Origin of the sequence: Rhizobium sullae (genome assembly GCF_025200715.1) — a bacterium.
In the GTDB taxonomy this organism is placed as follows: Bacteria; Pseudomonadota; Alphaproteobacteria; order Rhizobiales; family Rhizobiaceae; genus Rhizobium; species Rhizobium sullae.
On sequence record NZ_CP104143.1, the window covers coordinates 1,937,699 to 1,958,651 of the forward strand.

Consider the following 20,953-nt stretch of genomic DNA (forward strand, 5'->3'; position numbering starts at 1 on the left):
TTGCCATTCCACACCGCGGACAAACTGTATCAATCTGACAACAGTCGCGTTTTTCGCCTGAGAGGGCAATTCATTTCATAAACTCGCAAAACTGCGTCTGCGAAATAGCGAATATTCAGCCGGGACGATCGAATCATTCCAACCACCATGAAAAAAACGTCCGGCTAGGCCGGACGCCTCAAGTATTATATCCTCATGGATAGCTTAGGCCTCGACGACGCGCGACAGCGCCACCTTGAGGCTTGCGATCTGGCTCTGGAATTCGGCCAGCCGCTCGCGCTCCGCTTCCACCACGTCCGGATTGGCATTTGCAACGAACTTCTCGTTGGAAAGCTTGCCGTTGATGCGCGCGATCTCTCCTTCAGTCTTGGCGATCGCCTTCTCCAGGCGGGCCTTCTCAACGGAAAGATCGATCAGGCTGCCGAGCGGCAGGCAGGCGGTCGCTTCGGCGATAACGATCTGCGCCGCACCCCTCGGCGCGCTGTCGGCAAGCGAAACCGCATCGACCCGCGCAAGGCGCTTGATCGCCGCCTCATGGCGGGCGAGTCGCTCGCGAGTCAGATTGTTGGCCTTGACGACGACGAGCGGCGCGGTCGCCGCCGGCGGGACGTTCATTTCGGCGCGAACCGAGCGGATGCCGGAGACGAGGTCGATCAGCCAGTTGATCTCGTCGGCCGCAGCATTGTCGGCATAGAACGGCGCCGGCCATTCGGCATGGCAGATCAGCGTGTCGCGCTCGACGCCTTCGCCCGCCGTATGCGCCCAAAGCTCCTCGGTCATGAACGGCATGAAGGGATGCAGCAGCTTGTAGATCTCTTCGAGAACATAGGCGCTGCAGGCCTGAGCCTCCTTCGTCGCGCCCTCGTCTTCACCGCTGAAGACCGGCTTCAGCAGTTCCAGATACCAATCGCAGACCTGGTTCCAGACGAAGCGGTAAAGTGCCGCGGCCGCGTCGTTGAAGCGGTAGGATTCGATCGCTTCCGTAACGTCACGTTCCGTCCGGGCAAGCTCCGTCAGAATCCAGCGGTTGATCGTCAGCCCCGTCGCCTCCGGAACGAAGTTCGGATCGCTTTTGGCACCGTTCATTTCGGCAAAGCGCGTCGCGTTCCAAAGCTTGGTACCGAAGTTGCGATAGCCGGCGATGCGGGCCGGATCGAGCTTAACGTCGCGGCCCTGGGCGGCCATGATCGCCAGCGTGAAGCGCAATGCGTCGGCACCGTATTCGTCCATCAGTTCGAGCGGATCGATGACGTTGCCCTTCGACTTCGACATCTTCTGACCGTTCTTGTCGCGGACGAGCGCGTGGATATAGACGGTATGGAAGGGCTCGATCGGATTGCCGTCCTCGTCCTTCATGAAATGCAGGCCCATCTGCATCATACGAACGACCCAGAACGGTATGATGTCGAAGCCTGTGACGAGGACATTCGTCGGGTAGTATCGCGCCAGTTCCGGCGTTTTCTCCGGCCAGCCGAGAGTGGAGAAAGGCCAAAGCGCCGAGGAGAACCAGGTGTCCAGTACGTCCTCGTCGCGCGTCAGGATTTCGCCCGGCTTGAAGTTTTCCAGGAGGTCCTCGACATAGGCCTTCATCGGGCCCTCGTGCGAGAGGTAGTGCTGTATTGCCGCCTGCAGCGCCTCTTCCTCGGTCTTTTCGACGAAGACCTGGCCATCCGGACCGTACCAGGCCGGGATCTGATGGCCCCACCAGAGCTGGCGCGAAATGCACCACGGCTGGATGTTCTCCATCCACTGGAAGTAGGTGTTCTCCCAGTTCTTCGGAACAAACTTGGTGCGGCCTTCACGGACCGATGCGATGGCAGGCTTCGCAAGCGTTTTGTTATCCACCCACCATTGTTCGGTCAAACGCGGCTCGATCGGCACGCCGCCGCGGTCGCCGTGCGGGACCGTATGTATGTGCGGCTCGATCTTGTCGAGCAGGCCTGCTTCCTCGAAGATCTCGACAATGATCTTCCGCGCCGTGAAGCGATCCTGGCCTTCCAGCCGGTCCCAGGCACCATGCAAGGCGGCTGGATGGTCGAGGCCTTCCAGAAAGTCCTCGTTGTCCTTGATCGTAACCGAAGCATCGGTATTGAGCACGTTGATGGCGCGCAGGCCCGTCCGCTTCGCAACGTCGAAGTCGTTGAAGTCGTGTGCAGGGGTGACCTTGACGGCGCCGGTGCCGGCCGTCGGATCAGCGTAGTTGTCGGCAACGATCGGAATCTTGCGGCCGACGATCGGCAGAATGACGTGCTTTCCGATGATCGGCTTGTAGCGCTCGTCTTCGGGATTCACCGCGACGCCAGTATCGCCGAGCATGGTCTCGGGCCGCGTCGTTGCAACAACCAGGTAGTCACGCGTTTCGAATTCGGTGGGCTTACCCTCCTCGTCGAATGCAACGGGATGCTGATAGGTGACGCCCTCTTCAAGCGGATAGCGCAAATGCCAGAGATTGCCTTTGACCTCCACCTGCTCGACTTCCATGTCGGAGATCGCCGTCAGAAGCCTCGGGTCCCAGTTGACGAGGCGCTTGTCCTTGTAGATCAGCCCCTCTTTGTAGAGCGTGACGAAAACCTCGAGAACCGCCTCCGAGAGCCCGTCGTCCATCGTGAACCGCTCGCGCGACCAGTCGCAGGAGGCGCCGAGGCGCTTCAGCTGGTTGAAGATCAGGCCGCCCGATTCCGCCTTCCACTCCCAGACCTTTTCCACAAAGGCGTCACGGCCCATCTCGCGGCGGCCAGGGAGCTGCCGCTCCATCAACTGGCGCTCGACTACCATCTGTGTGGCAATGCCCGCATGGTCCATGCCCGGCTGCCACAGCACATCCTTGCCGCGCATGCGCTCGAAGCGGATCATGATGTCCTGCAGCGTGTTGTTCAGCGCATGCCCCATATGCAGCGAACCGGTCACATTCGGCGGCGGGATGACGATCGTGAAGGTCTCGGCGCCAGGCTTCTTGTTGGCGCCCGCGCGGAACGCATCGGCTTCATCCCATTTCGCGGCGATTTTCGGTTCGACTGCGGTGGAATCATAGGTCTTGTCGAGCATTTTATGACCAAACTTCGGGGTTTTAGGATGGGGGTTGTAAATAGGATGGCTGACGGCAAGTCAATAAAAAAGCCGCCCCGGAGACCGGAGCGGCTTGTTCGATAAAAAGCGGTTCCAGTCAGCGGCGCGGACCGCGCGCCACGCGTTCGATCTCTTCGCGCACCAGCCGCTCGACGAGCGTCGGCAGGTTGTCGTCCAGCCACTCGCGTAGCATCGGACGCAGCATGTCCTCGGCAATCTCGTCCAGCGACCGGCGCTCGGCGCCATCGATCGCCAGCGCCAGCTCCTCAAACGAGCGCGCGATCTGCTGGCCCGCACTCTGCGAAATCAGGCCCTGGGCCTCTCCGCCAACGCCCGGCAGACGGCTCTCTGCAGATGCGATTGCCGGCGGGACAACCGCCTGCGGCTGCGGCGCCGGTTCTGCGACGGTCGGCTGCGGCATTTCAACTCGTTCTGCCTGCGCAACGGCCGGTGCCGGCATTACTGCCAGCGGCGGAGCAACGGCAGGAGTCGAGTGAGCTTCCACCGGACGGTGGGTTTCCTGCTCCAGGCGTCCGACCGGCTCCGGCTGACGGAAGACCGGCGGCGCTTCGCGCTGCGGCTGCGGTGTGGTACGCTCCGAGGCGGCGCGAACACGGGCTGCGACATCGGCAAGCGACATCGCGCGCGACGGCGCTTCCGCTTCGCGGCTGCCTGCCGAATTCGCCGCAACGAAACGCGGATCGGACGGCATCATAGGCTCGGGGAACTCGACGTCAGCGTAAGTCTCGTCAACCGTCAGATGGATGTTGGAGTCGCTCTCCTCGTCGTCGGCACCGTAGACGGGCGGCAGGGACGGCGAAATCGCCCTGCCCGCACCCGGCTCATTGCTTTCGATGATCTGGCGGATCGACGCCAGAATCTCTTCCATGGACGGTTCACGCACTACGCTTGGCTGAGCCATATCTATCCCCGTTATCCCTGCAACAACGATCGGATTGCGTGGAGTGGGCATCCGAATCACCTCGACCTTAGAATACCCCAGACATGAAAAAAATCAGCGCGAATCAAATGAATGCGCCCGTGCACAGCTTTGTTGCGGCAGTCTACGCCGGCGCCGCCAAGCTTTTGCGACAGGCGGAAAACAAAACGGGCGCCTTAGGCGCCCGTTGCATAAAAGCCAAAAAATACGCTCAGAAGACGAACTCTCGAACCTTGGCAAAGCCCGGCAGTGGCTTGACCGAAGCGTTGAAGAACACATTTTCCGAAACAGCGCCCTTCTCGCTGAAGAACACCTTGGCGCGGGCCGCGTGGCCGTAGCCCTGGACGGTAACGAGGCGGCCGCCTTCGGCGAGCTGGCCGAGAAGCGCTGCCGGAACCTCCTCCACGGAGCCGTTGATGAAGATCAGGTCGTAGGGTGCGCCGGCACTGTTGCCCTGCTCCAGGGCGCCGATGACGACGGAGACGTTCGTGTAACCGGCAAGATTATTCTTCGCTTCGGCTGCGAGCGTCTCGTCGCATTCAAGGGCGACGACCGAACCGGCAATCATCGACAGCAGGGCCGAGGTATAACCCGTGCCGCAGCCGACTTCGAGAACCGCATCATCCTTGGTGATGGCAGCGAGTTGCAGCAGCTTTGCCAGCGGCGAAGCCTCCATGAGGAAGCGCGCCGGCTTGCCGTCCGCTGCCGACGAGATTTCGACATCGTTGTCGACATAGGCGAGAGCCTTGGACTTCTCCGGCACGAACACCTCGCGCGGCACCGTCAGGAAGGCCGTCAGCACCGAATGCGACGTGACGTCCGTCGTACGGATCTGGTTGTCGACCATCTTTGCGCGTGCTGCTTCGAAATCCATCATATCCTCTCGCCCCTTGAACGCGGCATTGTCACCCGTCCTCTTAATCTCCGCGGCGTGCGCTTTCAAGGCACAGTAAGCAACTGCGGCAAGAATCCTCCCGCTTGAACCGGCTGCCCTACGGCGCGGCCACGGCTGCAACTCTTGTTTGGAACAAAGAGGTGGTTTGTGGTATTCTTGCAACCGGAGGAAATGGAGGAGGTGCAGGCCATGTCTGCCTTTTTCGAGTATCTTACGCTGTTCGACTTCTTCATCATCGCAGCGCTCATCGCCATATTCTGCTGCGGGCTGTTGGACAGCGAAACGACACGATAGCGTTCAGTGCGCAGAGAGTTGCGAAGTGCAGCGGCACCTGAACGCCGCCCTATGCGTATAGCCGCACGCAAGCGCCGTGTATCGACCTCGACAGCGCTTCGAACTTGACGGCCTGCCACCGCCGGTAATCTTCGATCAGGCGAGCGGAAATCCAAAAATTGTCGCCATATTGCAATCCGTCCCAGCCGATGTCGCCCAGGGCTTTCGCACGGTTCAGCACGCGCACGATGTGCGTACGCGAGACATGGTAATGGCCTGCAAGCGTCCCCGGCTTCAGTTCACCGACGTAGCATCGTTCCGACAGCGTGCTGCCGGATGGAAAGCGAGCAACCAGATCATGAATCACATTGCTGCCGAGATTGGTAAACGTGAAGGTCTTTACGCTTTCCGGCGGATCGTTCCAGCGCGGATCGGCGATGAGCGCCCGGGCAGCGGGCGGATGAGCGTAATAGAGCAGCCGCGGGTCGGCCTGAGAAACAGCAAGCCGCTCGCCTCCATCCAACAGGTCAAGCGATGCCATGTGGCTGTCGAACCAGTTGCGGATAAGATGCTCCGCTGCCTCGGAAAGCACCAGCGGCCGCAATCGCTTGTCGCGGCTTTCCCGTTCGGTGAAGAGCTTGTACTGGCGCATTTGCGCCATGTAGGAAGCGATCGTATTCCTGCTGGCGAATTCGTGCAGCGGCCCGAACTCGGTAAGGCGCGTTACCGTCAAATCCTCACGGCTCACACCCGTTCTGTTTTCGAAATAAAAGGCCAGTGCCGCCTGAGCGACAAGCCAGCGGCGCAGGTCGGAGGTATAGCGCACCGCGCGCGGCGCCTCATGATAGATGCCGATAAGACGGCTTGCCGCTTCCGTCAGCGACGTTGCAAACAGCGGCGACGCCAGAAGTTCCTGAACGCTGTAGCCGGACGGAATGCGCGCGTCTTGTCGAATTTCCTGTTCAATGGCCGGCATGTCGGATCACAGCGGACTGATTTCGGCAAAGCAGCCAGGCCGCAGAGGCCGGCTTTTACCTTGGAGGTTTGCTCCTGGATGGCCCCCTCATTTTCAAATATATGGTTGTTTGTCAAATAATTACTTGGCGCGCGCTGGATGCATCCGCGTAGAAAACGTCCGGACTGTTACGGTGACGGGCTAATCCGATTGCGAAGGTTCCTTGCATGTCCACTTTCGCTATATATTAACGTTCATGAATATATGGAGGGGACAATGAAACGCATGATAATCATTTTCTTCGCATGGGCAGTTCTGTTCCTGGCTGACTTCGTGCCAGCAGAGGCTGCGACGAAGGTCGTAACGCAAAAGCCGACCGTTTCGTCATTAGCTCCGGGCGAGAACGTTCTGTACGACGACAAGCGGTGCCCGGCCGGTATGATCGCGAGGTACTCCAAACCTAAAAATCGAAATGAAATTAGACGCGGCCAATGCGTCCACCAGTGAGCCCTACCGGTCACTCGCGGCAAAAGCTTGCCAACCGGCTTAGACACCTTCCGAAATTGTGTCTAACGCCGAAATGCTAAAGCATTGAGAAATTTGGAGGCCTCGCCCGGAATTGAACCGGGGTACAAGGATTTGCAGTCCTCTGCGTCACCACTCCGCCACGAGGCCATCCGATTTGCTATATGCAAGGCGAGTGATGGCGGGCGTTTAGAACGAATCCACGAAGCGCGCAAGAGGCCAATCCGGAAAAACGCGCATTGCGAATGCTTGCAGTAAGTGCAGCCGAAAATCGCACTCCGGCAACCTCGCATCCGTGCCTTCGCCCGCCACTTCGCACGATCAACCGGCAGGCTTCCGCCGCCGGTGCCACCAGATGGAGAATCGGCGGCGACATCTGCGAGCGATCGGTAGGTCGTGCGAAAGAACGATGAAACCGAGTGGCAGCATCCAGAAGCCGAGAACCGGCAGAAAACCCAGGATGCCGCACACGATCAGCAGTACGCCAATGAATACGCGCGCAATGCGCGAGCGCGGCAACGGTATGTGAAGGGAACCGAGAACGAGCTTTCCCGTCGTATGATCGATGCCGAAGTGCTTTTCGCGCCGGTTTCTGCTATTGTCTTTCCCGTCAGTCATGCACAGGAGATGGGGACAAACGCCGCGAATACAAGCGGATGTCATTTTTTTGAAAAAACCGCTTGGCAAATCGAGCAAGCATTTGTATTAGCCCACTCACGCCGCCGCAAGCGGTGATCCCTGGTAGCTCAGCGGTAGAGCATTCGACTGTTAATCGACAGGTCGCCGGTTCGAATCCGGCCCGGGGAGCCAGTTTTTCGCTAGAGCGCGCCATTGGTGCGCTCTAGCTGCTTTAAACCCTCCAAACTACGATATCGTTCCCCCACAGCGGCTGATCGGGCGTTGCCGTAGTTTCGGCGGCTCCAGCGTGAAATCAGCATCCTGTCACGATGCTGAAGCGACCATAGCGCTTCGCCAGCACCCATGAACGCGAAATCAGTATCCTTCAGCATATTTCCAAACTCTGCTCGGTTTGCACGTCCAGAAGTCCGGATATGGCCGTGTAGCCTGTCATGCAATCCGCCCAGTGTGCGCTGGATTCTGCGCCCTGCCCGTCCCCGCCCGAACTGCCAAGCGACGTTCAAAACTGAATGTCTGCGCCTGAGGCTGTCGCAACGGCACTGGATCACGCCTTGTCGCGACGCCGCACCGTGGTTTACGTGACTGTGAAAGGCCCTAGATGACAATCGAAGCCGGCGGTGATTCCTGCCGCCGGACCTCCACGGAGAGGCCGAGCATGGATGCCGATACAGTTTGCCTGACCTTCAATGCCGGATCGTCGACGCTGAAGATCGGCATCTTCGATGCCGGCACAGGCGCCGCCCGGCCGATCGGCAAGGGAAAGATCGACTTCGACGACGGCAAGCTTGTCCTGCGCTATTCGCTTGGAGACGACCGCTTCGAGCGCCCGCTTCCGGGCGGCAATGGCGAGCGGTTCGCCGAGGTCATCGAAGGCACGCTGCATCACTTGCTGGCTCATCTGCCGCCCGGCTCCCTAAGGCTCGCGTCGCACCGGGTCGTCCATGGCGGCCTTCGGTTCCATGAGGCCGCAGCGCTCGACGCACGGACGATCGGTGAGATCGATGCGATGGTTCCGCTTGCCCCGCTGCACCAGCCGCAGGCGCTGCGGGTGATCCGCGCGCTAAAGGAGCTGCGGCCCCAGATAGTGCAGACGGCGTCCTTTGATACGGCCTTCCACACGACGCAGGACGACCTCGTCCGACGCCTGGCGATCCCGCGCTCGCTGCATGACGAAGGCGTGCGGCGCTACGGCTTTCATGGCTTGTCCTACAAGTTCATCGCCAGCGCGCTGAAGCGGCAGGCGCCGGAGGTGGCCGGCGGAAGGGTCGTGGCCGCCCATCTCGGCAGCGGAGCGAGCCTCTGCGCCCTTGAGGGCGGCATCAGCCGTGATTGCAGTATGGGGTTCTCGGCGCTTGACGGCATCCCGATGGCGACGCGGCCGGGATGGCTCGATCCCGGCGCCCTCCTCTATCTCATGCGGAAGGGAAAGCGTGATCCCGGGGAACTGGAAGACTTCCTCTATCATGCCTGCGGCCTGCTGGGCGTCTCCGGTATCAGCGGCGACACCCGGGTTCTTCTGAAGGACAAGCGGCCGGAAGCCGCCCAGGCCATCGACCTCTACTGCTTCCGCATCGCCGGCGAGATCGGCCGCATGGCAGTGACGCTCGGCGGCCTGGACGCGGTCGTCTTCACCGCCGGTGTCGGCGAAAATCAACCGGAGATCAGGCGCCGCGTCGCCGCCCATCTCCGCTGGATGGGCCTTCATCTCAACGATAGCCGGAACGAGGCTAACGCGGCGGTCATCAGCGCGGGCGACAGCAGGATCGCCGCGCTCGTCATCCCCACCGACGAGGAGCAGGTTATCGCCGACGAGGCGCTCGCTATTCTCGGTGCAGGGTGATCCAGATCAAGAAACGGCCCGGCGCAGGCCGCTAGAGTTGAACCTGAACACGTTTCGAACAGGGGAAATCCATGGAACAGCACGCCTCGAACACCGCCCCTTCCACGCTTTCTGACGCCGACCTCAAGCTGCTCGACCGCTACTGGCGGGCCGCCAACTACCTCTCCGTCGGCCAGATCTACCTTTTGGACAATCCGCTGTTGCGCGAACCGCTGGAGCCCGAGCATATCAAGCCGCGCCTGCTCGGCCACTGGGGCACGACGCCGGGACTGAACTTCATCTATGCGCACCTCAACCGAATGATCCGCGCCCGCGACCTCGACGTCATCTACATGTGCGGACCCGGCCATGGCGGGCCGGGCATGGTCGCCAACACCTATCTCGAAGGCACCTACAGTGAGATCTATCCGGATATTTCCGAGGATGCGGAAGGCATGCGCAAGCTCTTCCGCCAGTTTTCCTTTCCTGGCGGCATTCCGAGCCATGCAGCACCCGAAACGCCCGGCTCGATCCATGAGGGCGGCGAGCTCGGCTATGCCCTCGTCCACGCCTATGGCGCCGCCTTCGACAATCCGGAGCTGCTCGTCGCCTGCGTCGTCGGCGACGGCGAGGCCGAAACCGGCCCGCTTGCCGCCAGCTGGCATTCGAACAAGTTCCTAAACCCCGCCCGCGACGGCGCGGTGCTGCCGATCCTCCACCTCAACGGCTACAAGATCGCCAACCCCACGATTCTCGCCCGCGCCAGCAAAGATGATCTCCGCGATCTTTTCCAGGGGCATGGCTATGAGCCCTTCTTCGTCGAGGGACACGAGCCGGCCGACATGCACAGGAAGATGGCGGCAGTCTTCGACGCGGTGTTCGACCGGATCACGGACATCCAGGCGAAAGCGCGCTCAGGTGGCTCCGGCATGCCGCGCTGGCCGATGATCGTGCTGCGAAGCCCGAAAGGCTGGACAGGGCCGAAGGAAGTCGACGGCAAAAAGGTCGAGGGATTCTGGCGCGCCCATCAGGTGCCGGTCTCCAACTGCCGCGGCGACGACGGCCACAGGAAAATCCTCGAAGACTGGATGCGCAGCTATGATCCGCAAGACCTCTTCGATGCGGACGGGCGCCTGAAGGATGATCTGCGCGCGCTGGCGCCCAAAGGCCGCCGCCGGATGGGAGCCAACCCGCATGCCAATGGCGGTCTGCTGCGCAAGGAACTCTCCGTTCCCGATATCCGCAATTACGAGATCAGGATTGGAGACCGCGGCAGCCAGGCCGTGCAGTCGACCGAAATTCTCGGCCACTATCTGCGCGATGTGCTGAAGCTCAACGCCGCGAACGCGAATTTCCGCATCTTCGGCCCCGACGAGACGGAATCGAACCGCCTCGGCAGCGTCTTCGAAGTGACTGATCGCGTCTGGATGGAAGGCATCGAGCCCTATGACGTGCACCTCTCCCCCGACGGCCGCGTGATGGAGGTCTTGAGCGAGCATCTTTGCCAGGGCTGGTTGGAAGGCTATCTGCTGACCGGCCGGCACGGCCTCTTCTCGTGCTACGAAGCCTTCATCCACATCATCGATTCCATGTTCAACCAGCATGCCAAATGGCTGAAGGTCACCCGCGAGCTGGAATGGCGAAAGCCGATATCCTCGCTCAACTACCTGCTGACCTCGCATGTCTGGCGGCAGGATCACAACGGCTTTTCCCACCAGGATCCGGGCTTCGTCGATCTCGTCGCCAACAAGAAGGCCGATACCGTGCGCATCTACCTGCCGCCGGATGCCAATACGCTGCTCTGGGTGGGCGACCATTGCCTGAAGACCTACGACCGCTGCAACGTCATCGTCGCCGGCAAGCAGATGGAGCCGCAATATCTGACGATGGATGAGGCGATCGAGCACTGCAAGGCCGGCATCGGCATCTGGGAATGGGCGAGCAACGAGGACAACACGATCGCGCCCGACGTGATCATGGCCTGCGCCGGCGACGTGCCGACGATGGAAACACTGGCGGCCGTCAGCCTCCTTCGCGAGATGATCCCCGATCTGAAGATGCGCGTCGTCAACGTCGTCGACCTGCTCGCGCTGCAGTCCAAGGAGCAGCATCCACACGGGCTGGAGCACGATGAATTCGACCGGATCTTCACGAAGGACAAGCCGGTGATCTTCGCCTATCACGGCTATCCCTACCTCATCCACCGGCTGACTTACAAACGCACCAACCACGAAAACATCCACGTGCGCGGCTTCATCGAGGAAGGGTCGACGACGACGCCTTTCGACATGACGGTGCTGAACGAGCTCGACCGCTTCCACCTCGCCATTGAAGCCATCCAGCGCGTCCCCGAGCTGAAGGAGAAGGTGCCGGAGATCCTCGACCGGCTGCATGCGAAACTCGCCGAACACCAAGCCTATGTCCGGGAATACGGCGAGGACATGCCGGAGGTCCGGAACTGGAAATGGCCGGTCAGGAGCAAGCCATGAGCACCAACGAACGCAATCATCGCTTCAGCCGATCGCGACGCGAGTTCGTGGGTGTCCGGGGGCGGATTCGATCTTAGCTTCCTCGAACAGATTGCCGTCCGCATTTTTCAGTCTATCCTTCTTACATAAACAGAGGAGGACCACGCATGCCCTTCATCCACACCCCCGATGCATCCGCCAGCGAGAAGACCGCGTCCATGTACGCGTCCGCCGAGTCGAATTACGGCTATCTGCCAAACATGTACCGCACCTTCGGGCACCGGCCCGAGGTTATGGAGCACTGGGGCACGCTGCTTTCGAGCATCCGCAGCCATATGAGCCCCAGGCGCTACGAGCTCGTGACGCTGGCGGCGGCAAAGGAGCTCAAGTCCTCGTATTGCATGCTGGCGCACGGCTCCGTGCTGTTGCGTGAAGGCTTCACCAATGACGGACTGGCAGCGGTCGCGAACGAGACGGAAAAGGCGCCGATCGATGCCGTCGAGCGCGCCGTCATGGCATTTGCCGCCAAGGTGGTGCGCGACGCGACCTCGGTGACGCAGCAGGATGTCGACGGGTTAAAAAAACATGGGCTCACCGATGCCGAGATCTTCGACATCACCGCGGCGGCGGCAGCCCGCTGCTTCTTCTCGAAGATGCTGGATGCGCTGGGCGCGGCACCGGACCATGTCTACGCCGAACGGCTCGACCCCAACCTGCGCAAGGCCCTCACCGTCGGTCGCCCAGTCATGGGACTTGCCTGACGCAGCCCTGCAATCGCCCCGGCGCTTTCCACCACCTGCCGGCTGCAGCCGTTTCGTGGAGCGGCCGGGGAATATCGCCTGGCTTCCTGCCTGCGCGTCGAGGAGGAAACGGTTGCGCTCGAACGGCAGCTTGCTGGCAACGTCCTCGAACTGGAAGGCATGCTGCGTATTTCTTGCTCCGAATGGTTCGGCCTGCACGTTCTCTCGCCAATCCTTGCGGAGTTCTCGCTTGCCCATCCGAAGATCGTTGTCGAACTGCTCACCGCCCGCAACCTTTTCCGCCGCGAGGCTGAGCTCGTCGCCCTTATCCGCCCGTTCACCGAACCAGACATCATATCGCGAAAGCTGATGCACATCGAATATGGGCCCTATGCCGCGAAGGACAGCCGGCCACCCGTTATGGGCGACGGCCGCGGCTTCAATATAGTGGCGATGGACCAAGCTTCTCCGCCACGCCGGACGTTGATTGGCTCAAGCACCAATTTCCCAACGCCAATATCGTGATGCGAAGCAACAGTCGCCACGTCCAGTCCGTACTCTGTGCCCGCGGTGCAGGCGTGGCGTCGCTGCCCGTCCCCTCGGCGACGGTTTCCCCGGCCTGAAAAGACTGGAGCTTAACGACTCGCCGCCGGGCCGGGATACCTGGCTCGGCTATCATCGCGCCGCGTCTGAGGGCGCTGCTCGATCTGGTGCTCCACCGTCCTGCGGCAACGAGTTGAAGGCCTTTGCCGACCGCACTTTAGGAGATCGACCTCCGATTGATGGTCGCAACCGAAATGGCCATGCTGCAAAGCCAGGCGAAGCGCCCAATCGCCTATTGAAGCGTGCGCGTATGGACCTGCTGAGCGACGGCGTCCGGTGCCGATGCGGAGAGCTCAGCGTCGAGACCCGTTGCGACGACGGAGACGCGGAACTTGCCGTCGAGATTACGGTCGAAGATCGCGCCGACGACAATGTCGGCGTCGTCCTGCACCTCGTCACGGATGCGGCTTGCGGCCTCGTCCACCTCGAAGAGCGTCATGTCCGAACCGCCGGAGATCGAGATCAGCACTCCCCTGGCGCCCTTCATCGAGATGTCGTCGAGCAGCGGATTGGCGATCGCCGCTTCGGCGGCCTTCAGCGCGCGCTCGTCGCCGGATGACTCACCGGTTCCCATCATCGCCCGGCCCATGCCGCGCATCACCGACTTGACGTCGGCGAAGTCGAGATTGATCAGGCCTTCCTTGACGATCAGGTCGGTGATGCAGCCGACACCGGCGAAGAGCACACGGTCGGCGGTCATGAAGGCGTCGGCGAAGGTGGTCTTCGCATCGGCGATGCGGAAGAGGTTCTGGTTCGGAATGACGATCACGGTGTCGGCTGCCTGCCTGAGCGCTTCGATGCCGATATCCGCCGTTCTCAGGCGCCGGTTCCCTTCGAAGGTGAAGGGCTTGGTGACGACGCCGACCGTCAGGATGCCGGCGGAGCGCGCCGCATGCGCGATCACCGGCGCTGCGCCCGTGCCCGTGCCGCCGCCCATGCCGGCGGTGACGAAGCACATGTGCGAGCCCGCCAGATGATCCATGATCTCGTCGATCGATTCTTCGGCCGCCGCACGACCGACTTCCGGCAGCGATCCGGCACCCAGTCCCTCGGTCACATGCGCGCCAAGCTGGATGCGGCGCGACGCCTTGGACGTCGCAAGCACCTGCGCATCCGTGTTGGCGGCGATGAAATCGACGCCCTCCAGATTTTCGGAGATCATGTTGTTGATCGCATTGCCGCCGCCGCCGCCGACGCCGATCACCGTTATCCGCGGCCGCAATCCCGAAATCCCGCTCTTGGCGTCCGTCATCATATTCTCCTTTGTGCCAGCTCTCGTCCCCGCCCTCGTTGCGGCAAACCGAATCGCGTGTCAGGCTAAGCACGCAACAAGGCAGAGGCAGGGCGAAAGCACAAGATGTGCGCTTTCTGAAATGTCGTGTGGAACTTTTTTGCCGTTCGCGCATTTACAATGATTCTTGGGGGGAAAACTCTGATGCCCTTATCGACAGCACGCCAGACCGTGGCCTCGCCGCGCGAGCATATCCTCACCGTCCAGGAAGCGCTGGAGCCGCTCTTTCTGGCGCTGGAGCAGGAGGTCGAGGTCAAGATGATCGCCGCCGCGCTCCGCGCCGGATGGCCGGCAGAAGATGCCGTCGCCGCGATCGACGAGCTCCGCCGCAATGAACTTGTAGCGGACGCTACGGCGCATTGACGCGGGTGTTGAAAATCGACTCGCCATCCGGCGAACGCGACCTAGGTCTAGCGCGACAGCAATGATCGCGGAGCGTTCTTTCATGACTTTCAGAACCATCTGCATCTATGGCGCCGGCGCGCTGGGCGGTGCCATGGCAGTAAAGCTCGCTGCCGGGCTCGGCGCTGAGGCAACGGTTTCCGTGGTGGCGCGCGGCGCCCATCTCGATGCGATCAGAAAGAATGGCCTTGACCTCTTCGAGGCCGGCTCCGAGACGCCGATCAACGCCCGCCTCACCGCGACGGACGACCCGTCTGCGCTTCCGCCGCAGGATCTGATCGTCACGGGCCTCAAGGGCCACCAGCTTGGCCCGGCCGCCGAAGGCATCACGAAACTGCTGAAGGACGGCACGCGCGTCGTCATGATCCTGAATGGCATTCCGTGGTGGTATTTTCACCGCGACAGGCAAAGCCCGCATGCCGAACTGCAGTTGCAGGAACTCGATCCTGGCGGCCGTCTCTGGCGCCTGATCGGCCCGGAGCGCGTCATCGGCTGCGTTGCCTATCAGGGTGCGGAAGTGATCAATCCTGGCCAGGTGAAGCTCTCGAACAATGGCCGCTTCATCCTGGGTGAACCATCAGGAGAAACATCCGCCGACCTCGAAACCATCGCTGCGCTCTTCACCCGTGCTGACCTCAACATTACAGCGACGGACCGCATCCGCGACGAAATCTGGAACAAGCTTACTGGCAATGCCGCCTTCAACCCGATCAGCGCCCTGACGCGCGCGTTGATGAGCGACATCATGGCCAACCCGGCGCTTTGCGATATCGCCGGCAAGGTGATGAACGAAGTGCGTGCCGTCGGCACCGCGCTCGGCGCCCGTTTCGATGTCACCGTCGAGGAGCGCCTCGAGCAGTCCCGGAATTTCGGCCCGGTGCGCACATCGATGCTGCAGGATCTGCTGGCCGGAAAGCCGCTGGAAATCGTGCCGCTCACGGGAATGGTCGTTTCGCTGGGGCGGCTTGTTGCCGTGCAGACACCGGTATCCGAGGCGGTATTTGCACTGGTCTCACAGCTCGATCGCGAAAACCGGCAATAGCTTTTCCGTCTCCGGAAATATCACTATCGCCGCCACCGCAAACTCATCAGACGATGGCCGTGAGCCGATCGCTGTTTGTCAAGTACGCTTTTAGCGGCGCTCGAGGCCCTTTGCCGCCAAGATGTCATCAGCGGCTGTTGACATCAGAAATTCAGACAGCTGCTTGGCAGCTTCTGCGTCCCTTGAATCGGCGCTGATGCCAATGGCGAAGTCAATGTAACTTTGGAGTTCTGCCGGAAACTGACCGACAAGCATGACCTCGGGAGCGGCGGCGAGAATCGAAGTCACGGGAACAACCCCCAGCTCGGCTTCCCCACGGCCTACGGCCGGCGCTGTCTGCCCTCCTGGTACGGCCACCAGCTTGGGCTTCACCTCGTCTGCTATTCCCAAGCGTTCCAGCAAACTGGAGAAGTAGCCGCCGCTGGTTCCTTCACTGGCGTAGGCGATTGATCTGGCGCTCTTCAACGCATGTTCGAATGCTTCCACGGACCCGATGTTGAGCGGTCGACCGCCTGCCTTGGCCGCCACCCCCATTGCTATCCGGCCGAACGCTACCTGGCTCGCCGCCTTGATTTTTCCCAAGGCGGTCAGATCCTCAATCAGGTCCGGATTGATGATGACGAGGTCAAAAGGTTCCCCAGCTTCAATCTGCTTCTTTACCGTCGGATTGAGCTCCCACTTGACCGCAACTGTGAATCCTGTAGCCGCTTCGAACTGGGATATGAGAGCAAGGATGGCGGGTCGGACCGCAATAGCGCCAAAAAGCCGGATTTCCTGGTTCATGGCCTCACCTGAATTCGGTCGAAACGACCTTTCTTATAATACGCATCTAGCCTGCATTCCACGGCTGCCCGGCCATTCTATGCCCAGCGTCCCATCGTGTCGGCCCCCGATCAATCCGATACCCAATGAATCACACCAGAGTCATGCTGGGAATGCACTTCTCAAACACGCTCTCAGACATCGGCTATCTTTATGAGATTCCTATATCTTCAGCCTTTAGCGCGAATGGATTTCCTATCCGCACCGGCAGTAATCTTTGACATCCATGCAAAGGTGAATGCCATGCGTCTGATGTTTCCGCCCTTTTCGTTTCCTCCGCCGCGTCACAAGACCGGAACGAGCCAGATGCGCGAACGCCGTACGGCGCAGATCCTGATGATCTTCGGCGTCGTGCTTGCCTGCGTCGAACTCTACGTCATCGTCGGCAATCTCTGGCAGCTACCGTAAGGTAAGATGCCCTGACCGCGCTGCTCGCGCTGTCCCAGAGCGGGAGCGCCCGATGCGCTGCGACCTCATGCAGCCAAACTCTTCCTTAACCGGCATCCCCTAAAATTAGCGGCTATAGAGATTCTATCCGCAAAGACCGATGCCGAAACCGAACTTCCGCTTTACCCATTACGATCTTCACGAGCAGCGCGCCGGAACCGTTATCGAGGTGACGCTGAACGCGGTGAACAATGTGCGGTTGATGACAGCGCCGAACTATCAGCGCTTTACCGAAGTTCTCGACTTCAAATATGTCGGCGGCGTCGCCAAGAAATCCCCCGTCAGGCTCGCCGTTCCGGAGAGTGGCCACTGGCATCTGGTCGTGGATATGGAAGGCCATCATGGGCTTGCCGAATCTTCGGTGAAGCTGATCACGGCGCCGGCGGGCCAGAAGCGTGCCTCATAGCATGTCACCGCACGGCGACTAGCGCGGATTGCGCTCTTTTCTGAGCTTCGCCCAATATTCCAGCCGCTTGCGGATATCCCGCTCGAAGCCGCGCTCCGGCGGATCGTAGAAGGTCTGGCGGCCCATCTTCTCCGGGAAATAATCTTGGCCCGAAAAGGCGTCGGGCTCGTCGTGGTCGTAGCGATAGCCCTCGCCGTAACCCTCGCCCTTCATTAACTTGGTCGGCGCGTTCAGGATATGCTTCGGGGGAAGCAGCGAGCCGTTCTCTTTTGCCGCCTGCGTGGCCGCCTTGAAGGCCGTGTAGACGGCATTGGATTTCGGAGCGGTCGCCAGATAGACGCAGGCCTGCGCCAGTGCCAATTCACCTTCCGGAGACCCAAGGTAATCGTAGGCGTCCTTGGCCGCATTGCAGATCACCAGCGCCTGCGGGTCCGCAAGGCCGATATCCTCCACCGCCATGCGCACCAGCCGCCGCCCGAGATAGAGCGGGTCTTCGCCGGCATCGAACATCCGGGCGAGGTAATAGAGCGCCGCATCCGGATCGGAACCGCGCACCGACTTATGCAGCGCGGAGATCAGATTGTAGTGGCCGTCCTGCGCCTTGTCGTAGACCGGGGCGCGGCGCTGCACGATGCGGGTGAGAGCCTCGGTATCGAAGCTCTCGCCATCGCGGGCAGCACGCCAAACCTCCTCGGCAAGCGTCAGCACGGCACGACCGTCGCCGTCCGCCATGCGCAGGAGGCTGGCGCGTGCATCTTCCGTCAGCGGCAGCGCCTTGCCTTCGGCCGTCTCGGCGCGCTTCAGCAGCACTTCCAGGCTTTCTTCATCGAGCGACCTGAAGGTCAGCACGCGGGCGCGAGACAAAAGCGCGGCGTTGAGTTCGAAGGACGGATTTTCGGTGGTGGCGCCGACAAGGATGACGGTGCCGTCTTCCATGACCGGCAGGAAGCTGTCCTGCTGGGCGCGGTTGAAACGATGAATCTCGTCGACGAAAAGCAAGGTCTGGCGGCCGTCCATGCGGCGCAGGCGCGCCGCCTCGAAAACCTTCTTGAGGTCGGCGACGCCGGAGAAGATCGCCGAGATCTGTTCGAAGGCGAGACCCGCTTCACCGGAAAGCAGCCTGGCAACGGTCGTCTTGCCGGTGCCGGGCGGACCCCAGAAGATCATGGAACCGAGCGAGCCGCTCGCGATCATCCGGCGCAGAACGCCGTCTTCGCCCGTCAGATGTTCCTGGCCGGTGACGTCGGCAAGCGTCTGCGGCCGAAGCCGATCGGCCAGGGGCCGCCTGTTGGCGACATCCTCAGGAATGCGCGGCGCGAAGAGATCGTCGCTCATCGGAAGAACTGCCGTATCCGCTCGCCGTCGCGCTCGATCTCGACGCGCCAGAAGCCGGGATCCGTGTCGGCCATCTGCACCAATTCCTCCGTTGTCTTCACCGGCGCGCCGTTGATCGAAACGATGATGTCTTTGGGCTCGAAGCCGAGACGCGCCGCGGGCGAGCCGTCCTTCACGTCGGCGACGACGACGCCGGTCGATTCGGTCGGCATGCGCAGTTCGTCGGCCACGCGCGGCGAGAGGTTCTCGACGACGGTGCCGGTGAATGGTGTGCGCCCGCCGATCGTGCGCTGGTCACGTGGCGAGGTTTCCGGAGCGCGGTCGAGCTTCAGCGCCACCTGCTGCTCGCCGCCGTTTTCGACCACAGTCAGGTTGACGGAATTGCCGAGGCCTGCCGTCGTCAGTCGATAGAGGAGCGCATCGGGATGCTCGACCGGAACGCCGTTTACGGCTGTCACGATCTCACCGGTCCTCAGCCCGGCCTTGGCCGCGGGACCGTCATCCGTCACCTTCACGATCAGCGCGCCACGCGCCTTGTCGAGGCCGAGCGCCTCGGCCACCTCGGAGGTCACCGCATCGAAAGTGGCGCCGACATAGGGGCGCTCGAACGACTTCAAGCCTGCATCAGCCGATGCCAGGAACACCTTCACCAGGTTGGCAGGGATTGCAAAGCCAATGCCGTTCGAGCCGCCGCCACGCGAGAAGATCGCCGTGTTGATGCCGATCAGTTCGCCCTTCATGTTCATCAGCGCGCCGCCCGAGTTGCCCGGATTGATCGAGGCGTCGGTCTGGATGAAGAAGCCGAACTCGTTCTTGACCACCTGGTTGCGCGCCAGCGCCGAAACGATGCCGCTCGTCACCGTCTGGCCGACGCCAAAGGGATTGCCGATCGCAAGCACCAGATCACCGACTTCCACTGCATCCGAATTGCCGATCGCAAGCGCCGGGAAGTTCGCCTTTGTTTCGATCTTCAGCACTGCGAGATCGAATCGGTCATCGCGGAGCACGACCTTGCAGGGAAACTCGCGGCCGTCCGACAGAGCCACCTTGATGTCGTCCGCGCCTTCGATGACGTGGTTGTTGGTCACCACCGTGCCGTCGGCCTCGACGATGACGCCGGAGCCGAGCGAGGATTGCTTCTCGGTACGATTCGGCATCTGCTGGCCGAAGAACTGCTCGAAGAAGGGGTCGCCTGCGAAGGGAGATCGGCGCTGGATGATCTTCTCTGCGTAGACATTTACCACAGCGCCTGACGTCTGCTTGACGAGCGGCGCGAAGGAAAGCTGCATTTCCGTCCGGCTCTGCGGTACGGTCTTCGCATCCTGCGCATATGCGCCAAGCGGCACAGCGACGACCAGCGCAAAGAGCGAGATGGAAGCGCGTTTCAACAGGCCTTGCATTGAGATCCCTTTTGAACTTCGTATTGAGAAAGTGTTGTAGCGCTGGACGCTAGAAAGGAAAGAGGGCGGAAGCATGGAGGAATAAGACGGGTTTGAAAGCACATGAGGAACTTGCGGCATGGAACTGATATCAAAAGCGAAAACATGGGCGACGTCACTGAAGCGTGACATCGCCGCATTATGGCTTGCCGCTCGTGACCCACGCGTTCCATGGCTTGCCAAGGCGGCGGCTGCAGCAGTGGCCGCCTATGCGCTTTCACCTGTCGACCTGATCCCGGATTTCATCCCGGTCCTCGGCTATCTCGACGACCTCGTCATCCTGCCGCTCGGCATTCTGCTCGCCGTCAAGCTCGTCCCGCCGCAGATCATGGCCGACCTCAGGAAGGAGGCCGCATTGCGCGCCAGCCGTCCGGGCCGTAGCAGAGCGGGGCTTCTTTTCGTCCTTGCCGTCTGGGCCTGCTGCTTCATCTTTCTGGTGTTGGCCTTCCTTTGAGGCGCCCCGCATCCCCGAGAACAGGAAGAGTTGCATGAGATGTTCCCTCACCCTCGCCATCCTTGCCATTTCCGCAACTGGCTTGGGCTCTGGCGCGACCTGGGCCGCGAGCTTCGACTGCGATGCGAAGGAACTGAAGCCGGATGAGAAAGTGATCTGCGACAACCGCGCGCTCAACGACGCCGACGTGCGAATGACGACGACGTTCAATCTTCTTTCGGGCCTCCTCGCGATGGGCTCGCGCGGCACGCTGCAGGACGAGCAGACGGCCTGGCTGAAAAAGCGCCAAGAATGCAAGGCTGATGCTGCCTGCATCAAGGCCGCCTATGACGAGCGGATGAAGCAGTTCGAAGAGACCTACAAGAACATCAACCGGCCGCTGTAGCTGTATC

20 protein-coding genes and 2 tRNA genes are annotated in these 20,953 nt (G+C 61.3%); 12 read left to right on the forward strand and 10 right to left on the reverse strand.

Translation table 11 applies throughout. The features are described from left to right. Positions 1 to 204 precede the first annotated feature (204 nt). The 4 genes from N2599_RS09790 to N2599_RS09805 all read right to left on the reverse strand — a co-directional run bounded on the left by N2599_RS09790 (position 205) and on the right by N2599_RS09805 (position 6,150). A complete protein-coding gene (locus tag N2599_RS09790; protein ID WP_027509297.1) occupies positions 205 to 3,045 on the reverse strand; it encodes a valine--tRNA ligase in 2,841 nt (946 codons plus the stop codon). 118 nt (positions 3,046 to 3,163) lie between these two features. After that, positions 3,164 to 3,988, reverse strand: coding sequence for a DUF2497 domain-containing protein (locus N2599_RS09795; RefSeq protein ID WP_027509296.1), 825 nt, complete (start codon positions 3,986 to 3,988; stop codon positions 3,164 to 3,166). 229 nt (positions 3,989 to 4,217) lie between these two features. After that, the gene (locus N2599_RS09800; RefSeq protein WP_027509295.1) at positions 4,218 to 4,883 is read right to left on the reverse strand and encodes a protein-L-isoaspartate O-methyltransferase family protein; all 666 of its coding nucleotides are present in this window, start codon (positions 4,881 to 4,883) and stop codon (positions 4,218 to 4,220) included. Positions 4,884 to 5,244: 361 nt separating this feature from the next. Continuing rightward, positions 5,245 to 6,150 carry a hypothetical protein gene (locus N2599_RS09805; protein ID WP_051336511.1) on the reverse strand — a complete coding sequence of 302 codons (906 nt, stop codon included), beginning with the start codon at positions 6,148 to 6,150 and terminating at the stop codon, positions 5,245 to 5,247. 255 nt (positions 6,151 to 6,405) lie between these two features. On the opposite strand from N2599_RS09805, the gene N2599_RS09810 reads away from it, so the two are divergent. Continuing rightward, positions 6,406 to 6,636 carry a DUF6719 family protein gene (locus N2599_RS09810; RefSeq protein WP_027509294.1) on the forward strand — a complete coding sequence of 77 codons (231 nt, stop codon included), beginning with the start codon at positions 6,406 to 6,408 and terminating at the stop codon, positions 6,634 to 6,636. Positions 6,637 to 6,730: 94 nt separating this feature from the next. On the opposite strand, the gene N2599_RS09815 is transcribed toward N2599_RS09810, so the two are convergent. Further along, positions 6,731 to 6,804: transfer RNA gene (locus N2599_RS09815), tRNA-Cys, on the reverse strand. A gap of 171 nt (positions 6,805 to 6,975) precedes the next feature. Beyond that, positions 6,976 to 7,272: a membrane protein gene (locus N2599_RS09820; protein WP_027509293.1), complete on the reverse strand. Its 297-nt coding sequence runs from the start codon at positions 7,270 to 7,272 to the stop codon at positions 6,976 to 6,978. 117 nt (positions 7,273 to 7,389) lie between these two features. On the opposite strand from N2599_RS09820, the gene N2599_RS09825 reads away from it, so the two are divergent. The 5 genes from N2599_RS09825 (at position 7,390) to N2599_RS09845 (ending at position 12,845) form a co-directional block, all read left to right on the forward strand. Continuing rightward, a tRNA-Asn gene (locus N2599_RS09825) sits at positions 7,390 to 7,464 on the forward strand. A gap of 484 nt (positions 7,465 to 7,948) precedes the next feature. Beyond that, positions 7,949 to 9,133 carry an acetate/propionate family kinase gene (locus tag N2599_RS09830; protein ID WP_027509292.1) on the forward strand — a complete coding sequence of 395 codons (1,185 nt, stop codon included), beginning with the start codon at positions 7,949 to 7,951 and terminating at the stop codon, positions 9,131 to 9,133. Positions 9,134 to 9,204: 71 nt separating this feature from the next. After that, positions 9,205 to 11,601 (forward strand): phosphoketolase family protein, encoded by a 2,397-nt coding sequence (locus N2599_RS09835; RefSeq protein ID WP_027509291.1) that lies wholly within the window; start codon positions 9,205 to 9,207, stop codon positions 11,599 to 11,601. Between the two features lie 146 nt (positions 11,602 to 11,747). After that, entirely contained in the window at positions 11,748 to 12,341 is a 594-nt protein-coding gene (locus tag N2599_RS09840; RefSeq protein WP_027509290.1) for a carboxymuconolactone decarboxylase family protein, read from the forward strand. A gap of 159 nt (positions 12,342 to 12,500) precedes the next feature. Beyond that, complete coding sequence (locus N2599_RS09845) at positions 12,501 to 12,845, forward strand: LysR substrate-binding domain-containing protein (RefSeq protein ID WP_027509289.1); 345 nt, start codon at positions 12,501 to 12,503, stop codon at positions 12,843 to 12,845. A 310-nt stretch (positions 12,846 to 13,155) separates the two neighbouring features. Here the strand turns inward: N2599_RS09845 and ftsZ are convergent, their stop codons facing one another. After that, positions 13,156 to 14,175 carry a cell division protein FtsZ gene (gene ftsZ / locus N2599_RS09850; RefSeq protein WP_027509288.1) on the reverse strand — a complete coding sequence of 340 codons (1,020 nt, stop codon included), beginning with the start codon at positions 14,173 to 14,175 and terminating at the stop codon, positions 13,156 to 13,158. 183 nt (positions 14,176 to 14,358) lie between these two features. Between ftsZ and N2599_RS09855 the strand changes: the two genes are divergently transcribed. Both N2599_RS09855 and N2599_RS09860 read left to right on the forward strand, forming a co-directional pair. Beyond that, on the forward strand, positions 14,359 to 14,577 hold the full coding sequence (locus N2599_RS09855; RefSeq protein ID WP_027509287.1) for a hypothetical protein: 219 nt from the start codon (positions 14,359 to 14,361) through the stop codon (positions 14,575 to 14,577). Positions 14,578 to 14,659: 82 nt separating this feature from the next. Beyond that, positions 14,660 to 15,658, forward strand: a complete 999-nt coding sequence (locus N2599_RS09860; RefSeq protein ID WP_027509286.1) for a ketopantoate reductase family protein — start codon at positions 14,660 to 14,662, stop codon at positions 15,656 to 15,658. Between the two features lie 90 nt (positions 15,659 to 15,748). Here N2599_RS09860 and modA read toward each other — a convergent pair whose 3' ends face one another. Continuing rightward, the gene (modA, locus tag N2599_RS09865) at positions 15,749 to 16,441 is read right to left on the reverse strand and encodes a molybdate ABC transporter substrate-binding protein (RefSeq protein ID WP_027509285.1); all 693 of its coding nucleotides are present in this window, start codon (positions 16,439 to 16,441) and stop codon (positions 15,749 to 15,751) included. 282 nt (positions 16,442 to 16,723) lie between these two features. Here modA and N2599_RS09870 point away from each other — a divergent pair, with 282 nt between their 5' ends. Together N2599_RS09870 and N2599_RS09875 are read left to right on the forward strand one after the other, a co-directional pair. Then, entirely contained in the window at positions 16,724 to 16,888 is a 165-nt protein-coding gene (locus N2599_RS09870; RefSeq protein ID WP_156915246.1) for a hypothetical protein, read from the forward strand. Positions 16,889 to 17,027: 139 nt separating this feature from the next. Continuing rightward, positions 17,028 to 17,333 carry a DUF1883 domain-containing protein gene (locus N2599_RS09875; RefSeq protein ID WP_027509284.1) on the forward strand — a complete coding sequence of 102 codons (306 nt, stop codon included), beginning with the start codon at positions 17,028 to 17,030 and terminating at the stop codon, positions 17,331 to 17,333. Between the two features lie 18 nt (positions 17,334 to 17,351). On the opposite strand, the gene N2599_RS09880 is transcribed toward N2599_RS09875, so the two are convergent. Next, complete coding sequence (locus N2599_RS09880; protein ID WP_027509283.1) at positions 17,352 to 18,668, reverse strand: replication-associated recombination protein A; 1,317 nt, start codon at positions 18,666 to 18,668, stop codon at positions 17,352 to 17,354. Beyond that, the gene (locus tag N2599_RS09885; protein WP_027509282.1) at positions 18,665 to 20,068 is read right to left on the reverse strand and encodes a DegQ family serine endoprotease; all 1,404 of its coding nucleotides are present in this window, start codon (positions 20,066 to 20,068) and stop codon (positions 18,665 to 18,667) included. The genes N2599_RS09880 and N2599_RS09885 overlap by 4 nt, the downstream gene beginning before the upstream one ends. A gap of 118 nt (positions 20,069 to 20,186) precedes the next feature. On the opposite strand from N2599_RS09885, the gene N2599_RS09890 reads away from it, so the two are divergent. After that, positions 20,187 to 20,561: a YkvA family protein gene (locus N2599_RS09890; RefSeq protein ID WP_027509281.1), complete on the forward strand. Its 375-nt coding sequence runs from the start codon at positions 20,187 to 20,189 to the stop codon at positions 20,559 to 20,561. Positions 20,562 to 20,595: 34 nt separating this feature from the next. Beyond that, the gene (locus N2599_RS09895) at positions 20,596 to 20,946 is read left to right on the forward strand and encodes a lysozyme inhibitor LprI family protein (RefSeq protein ID WP_051336510.1); all 351 of its coding nucleotides are present in this window, start codon (positions 20,596 to 20,598) and stop codon (positions 20,944 to 20,946) included. Positions 20,947 to 20,953: the final 7 nt, after the last annotated feature.

What these genes read in the sequence shown, in the direction of transcription:
- N2599_RS09890 (WP_027509281.1), top strand. Translation starts at nt 20,187, where the DNA reads ATGGAACTGATATCAAAAGCGAAAACATGGGCGACGTCACTGAAGCGT.
- N2599_RS09795 (WP_027509296.1), bottom strand. Translation starts at nt 3,988, where the DNA reads ATGGCTCAGCCAAGCGTAGTGCGTGAACCGTCCATGGAAGAGATTCTG.
- N2599_RS09810 (WP_027509294.1), top strand. Translation starts at nt 6,406, where the DNA reads ATGAAACGCATGATAATCATTTTCTTCGCATGGGCAGTTCTGTTCCTG.
- N2599_RS09790 (WP_027509297.1), bottom strand. Translation starts at nt 3,045, where the DNA reads ATGCTCGACAAGACCTATGATTCCACCGCAGTCGAACCGAAAATCGCC.
- N2599_RS09845 (WP_027509289.1), top strand. Translation starts at nt 12,501, where the DNA reads ATGCTGCGTATTTCTTGCTCCGAATGGTTCGGCCTGCACGTTCTCTCG.
- N2599_RS09875 (WP_027509284.1), top strand. Translation starts at nt 17,028, where the DNA reads ATGCCGAAACCGAACTTCCGCTTTACCCATTACGATCTTCACGAGCAG.
- N2599_RS09860 (WP_027509286.1), top strand. Translation starts at nt 14,660, where the DNA reads ATGACTTTCAGAACCATCTGCATCTATGGCGCCGGCGCGCTGGGCGGT.
- N2599_RS09840 (WP_027509290.1), top strand. Translation starts at nt 11,748, where the DNA reads ATGCCCTTCATCCACACCCCCGATGCATCCGCCAGCGAGAAGACCGCG.
- N2599_RS09805 (WP_051336511.1), bottom strand. Translation starts at nt 6,150, where the DNA reads ATGCCGGCCATTGAACAGGAAATTCGACAAGACGCGCGCATTCCGTCC.
- N2599_RS09855 (WP_027509287.1), top strand. Translation starts at nt 14,359, where the DNA reads ATGCCCTTATCGACAGCACGCCAGACCGTGGCCTCGCCGCGCGAGCAT.
- N2599_RS09830 (WP_027509292.1), top strand. Translation starts at nt 7,949, where the DNA reads ATGGATGCCGATACAGTTTGCCTGACCTTCAATGCCGGATCGTCGACG.
- ftsZ (WP_027509288.1), bottom strand. Translation starts at nt 14,175, where the DNA reads ATGACGGACGCCAAGAGCGGGATTTCGGGATTGCGGCCGCGGATAACG.
- N2599_RS09885 (WP_027509282.1), bottom strand. Translation starts at nt 20,068, where the DNA reads ATGCAAGGCCTGTTGAAACGCGCTTCCATCTCGCTCTTTGCGCTGGTC.
- N2599_RS09870 (WP_156915246.1), top strand. Translation starts at nt 16,724, where the DNA reads ATGCGTCTGATGTTTCCGCCCTTTTCGTTTCCTCCGCCGCGTCACAAG.
- N2599_RS09835 (WP_027509291.1), top strand. Translation starts at nt 9,205, where the DNA reads ATGGAACAGCACGCCTCGAACACCGCCCCTTCCACGCTTTCTGACGCC.
- N2599_RS09800 (WP_027509295.1), bottom strand. Translation starts at nt 4,883, where the DNA reads ATGATGGATTTCGAAGCAGCACGCGCAAAGATGGTCGACAACCAGATC.
- N2599_RS09895 (WP_051336510.1), top strand. Translation starts at nt 20,596, where the DNA reads ATGAGATGTTCCCTCACCCTCGCCATCCTTGCCATTTCCGCAACTGGC.
- modA (WP_027509285.1), bottom strand. Translation starts at nt 16,441, where the DNA reads ATGAACCAGGAAATCCGGCTTTTTGGCGCTATTGCGGTCCGACCCGCC.
- N2599_RS09880 (WP_027509283.1), bottom strand. Translation starts at nt 18,668, where the DNA reads ATGAGCGACGATCTCTTCGCGCCGCGCATTCCTGAGGATGTCGCCAAC.
- N2599_RS09820 (WP_027509293.1), bottom strand. Translation starts at nt 7,272, where the DNA reads ATGACTGACGGGAAAGACAATAGCAGAAACCGGCGCGAAAAGCACTTC.